Genomic DNA, 3,440 nt, shown 5'->3' with positions numbered 1-3,440 from the left:
CGCTTAGCGGGCTATCAGGCTGCGGCAAACGCAAAAGGAGTACAAGCATGAGCAAGAGAAGAAAATATACGATAATAGGGCTAATAATAGCTGCCGTCATAGGTTTTATAGCGTTTCATCAGGTACAAGCAGCTAGCCACAAAGCTGAATTTTGTATCATGTGTCACAACATGCAGCCAGAGTATGACTCTTTTACAAAGGGAAATATGCTAGCTAAAAAGCATAACGACGCAAATGTAACATGCCACGACTGCCATACACCAACCATAGGTGAGCAACTAAACGAGGTCAGGATGTATGCGATGGGCGATTTTGAGATGCCAACAAAACAAAGAGGATTTACAAACGAGCAGTGCACCAGCTGTCATAAGATAGACGATATCAGGAAAAAGACTGCGCACTATGGTTTGTCTAACCCGCATAATGGTGTCCATAATAGAGACAATGAAATGCTTCAGTGCCAGTCGTGCCACGCCGTGCACCATCTACAAAAGCTAAATACTTGCATGTCTTGCCACCCGATAGACTGGAAAGTAGATAGCAGCTGGAAGATGTATCCGCCTAGCGAAAAATAATCTCTAATCCGCCTCGCTTGGGGCGGATTTGTCTCTTTTTTACAAAACACCAGATGCCCTTGGTTTAAGTTTTAATTCGTATCACCATAAAAGTTCCATACAAGCAATAATTATTGTTATACAAAATATTATTTATATAAAAACTAATTTCAGAATCTTGTGTTTATTTAAATAACTATAAATTTATGGCTCAAGATAAGTTAAAAACTTTCAAAGGAGTTTTTAACTATGATCCTGTCGATGAAAAATAAGTATATAGTCCGTTCCCGAATTTCAGAGAAGAAATTTAGAGAAATTCTCAAGTATTTTACAGAGGATATAGAGACTACTAAAATAGCAAATTTAACCGGGATTTCTAGAATTTCCATCAACAAAATTCTAAAAAATATCAGAATTTTAATGGCTAGCGAGTGTGAAAAAATAAGTAAGTTTTCAGGCGAGATTTCCAGCTTGCAAGCTCGCCTAGAAGCTTCGCTTTGAGATTGACGAAAGCTACTTTAAAGCTAAAAGAGTAAGAGGTAAGAGAGGTAGAGGAGCAGCAAATAAAACTCCGGTATTTTACTTCGCTTCGCTCGTTACTGCGAGCAGAACGGTATGCTTAAAAGAGACGGCAAAGTCTATACCCAAATAGTTAAAAACTGCTCGGCTAGCGAGTTGATACCCATACTACCCAAATATAGCGAGCTTGATAGCTCTACTATATACTCTGATTGTTGGAAAGCTTATGATGGATTAGTAGATTATGCAGCTTTAGCTCATTATAGAGTAAAGCATTCTAAGAATGAATTTTAGCTACGCTGTGCTTGCTACTTTACAAGAAGCTAATGGTAAAAATCATATAAATGGTATTGAGAATTTTTAGCTGCGACTTTGTCTTGCTACTGTAAACAGACGGGGATATGCTAAACATAGACTAGCTAAATTTAAAGGGATAAAGAAAGAGAATTTCTTGCTTCATCTTAAAGAGTGTGTTCTGCATGCAGCTACGAGCGAAGTGAAGTAGAGTTTAGATATAATAACAGTAAAGATACAAAAACATTCTATCATATTTTACTAAAGATGATAAGAGAGAATCCGCTTAACTTATCTTGAGCCAATCAGTTTTAAATTTGTGCGAATTTATAAGAATTTTGTCGAATCCAAAAAAAGGCCGAGCAAAGCGCCCGACCTAAAGTTGCATTAAGCGAAATTTTAATAGAACGAACTAACCTTGCCCGTCAAATTTACCATGATATTTTTCATCTGAGTGTAGTGCTCGAGGATGATTTTGTGCGTTTCGCGGCCGATGCCGGAGCTCTTGTAGCCGCCAAACGGGCTGCCCGCCGGGATCTGGTTGTAGCAGTTTATCCACACGCGGCCGGTCTCCATCGCGCGAGCGGTACGGATAGCGCGAGTGATGTCCTGCGTGAAGACGCCGCCGCCTAGGCCGTATTCGCTGTCGTTTACCATCTTTATTAGCTCGTCCTCGTTTTTAAATTTGATCACGACGCCCACAGGCCCAAATATCTCCTCTCTGGCCACGCGCATATCGTTGTTCACATCCACTAGCAGCGTCGGCTCGACGAAGCTGTCGCCCGCAGCCGCGAGCTTGCCTCCTACAGCGATTTTGGCGCCTTCTTTGACGCCGATGTTGATGTACTCGACGATCTTGGCGGCTTGTTTGGCGTTGATCTGAGAGCCCATCTGCGTCTTTGGATCCAGAGGATCGCCGACTTTTAGATTTTTAAATTTCTCCACCGCCGCGGCGATAAATTTGTCGTAAATTTTCTCCTCGACAAATATCCTGCTGCCAGCGCAGCAAACTTGCCCTTGGTTAAACAAAATGCCCATCTGAACGCCGTCTAGAGCTAGATCAAAGTCCGCGTCGGCGTAGATGATGTTGGCTGATTTGCCGCCTAGCTCGAGCGTTGCCGGGATGATTTTTTCAGCCGCCGAGATAGCGATCTCGCGTCCGATCTCGGTCGAGCCGGTAAATGCGATCTTGTCGATGCCGCTATGCTTTTGCAAAAACGCTCCGGCGCCGCTGCCTTTGCCCGTGATTACGTTTACGACGCCTTTTGGCAGCACGTCTTTGATGAGACGCATTAGCTCGAGCACGCTCAGACTGGTCTCAGATGACGGTTTTAGCACGCTCGTGTCGCCCGCGGCGATGACCGGAGCTAGCTTCCACGCCGCCATCAAAAACGGGAAATTCCACGGCACGATCTGCGCTACGACGCCGATAGGCTCGCGCAAGATTAGCGAGAGGTGCTTTTCCTCGAGTACGTTTGCGCTGCCCTCTTCGCCCTGGATCACGCCTGCAAAATACCTAAAATGCTCCGCCGCGTACGGCACGTCCACGTTTAGCGTCTCGCGGATAGGCTTGCCGTTATCCATCGTCTCGACTGTAGCCAAAAAGTCCTTATTTGCGTCGATTATATCGGCGATCTTGAGCAAAATTTTGCTTCGCTCACTTACGGTGCTGTGGCGAAACGTCTTAAACGCCTCTCGCGCAGCCTTGACCGCGGCGTCCACGTCCTCTTTGCTCGCGTCCGCGATCGCGGCTAGCTTTTTGCCGGTGGCGGGATCAAAGGTATCTAGCGTCTTGCCGCTGCTTGCGGGGACGAATTCGCCGTTTATAAAAAGGCCGTATTTTTCTTGTAACTTAACCATTTTTTCTCCTTTAAAATTATTTAATAACTGAAATATTACTCCTCGAATATAAATAATTTGATAATTAGAAAATAATCGTTATCAAAAATTTGAGCGGAAATTTGACGGGATTCTAGGTTAAATTTGGGGGAATATTTTAAATTTGAGTCGCCGAGACCCGTATCTTTAAGATGCTAAAATTTAGTTGTCAAATTTACATTTTACTTCTTTGTT

2 protein-coding genes and 1 pseudogene are annotated in these 3,440 nt (G+C 43.8%); 2 read left to right on the top strand and 1 reads right to left on the bottom strand.

What is annotated here, in order from left to right:
• Positions 1 to 575 (top strand): cytochrome c3 family protein (locus Q0314_RS09785; RefSeq protein ID WP_298058601.1); only part of this gene is annotated, 575 nt, incomplete at its 5' end.
• 228 nt (positions 576 to 803) lie between these two features.
• Positions 804 to 1,667 (top strand): annotated as a pseudogene (locus Q0314_RS09780) (IS1595 family transposase).
• Positions 1,668 to 1,766: 99 nt separating this feature from the next.
• Here Q0314_RS09780 and Q0314_RS09775 read toward each other — a convergent pair.
• Complete coding sequence (locus tag Q0314_RS09775) at positions 1,767 to 3,227, bottom strand: aldehyde dehydrogenase family protein (RefSeq protein WP_298058599.1); 1,461 nt, start codon at positions 3,225 to 3,227, stop codon at positions 1,767 to 1,769.
• Positions 3,228 to 3,440: the final 213 nt, after the last annotated feature.

Origin of the sequence: uncultured Campylobacter sp., assembly GCF_938040115.1 — a bacterium.
Taxonomy (GTDB): domain Bacteria; phylum Campylobacterota; class Campylobacteria; order Campylobacterales; family Campylobacteraceae; genus Campylobacter_A.
Note: the sequence above shows the minus strand (reverse complement) of the source record. Positions and strands in the feature narration are given on the sequence as shown.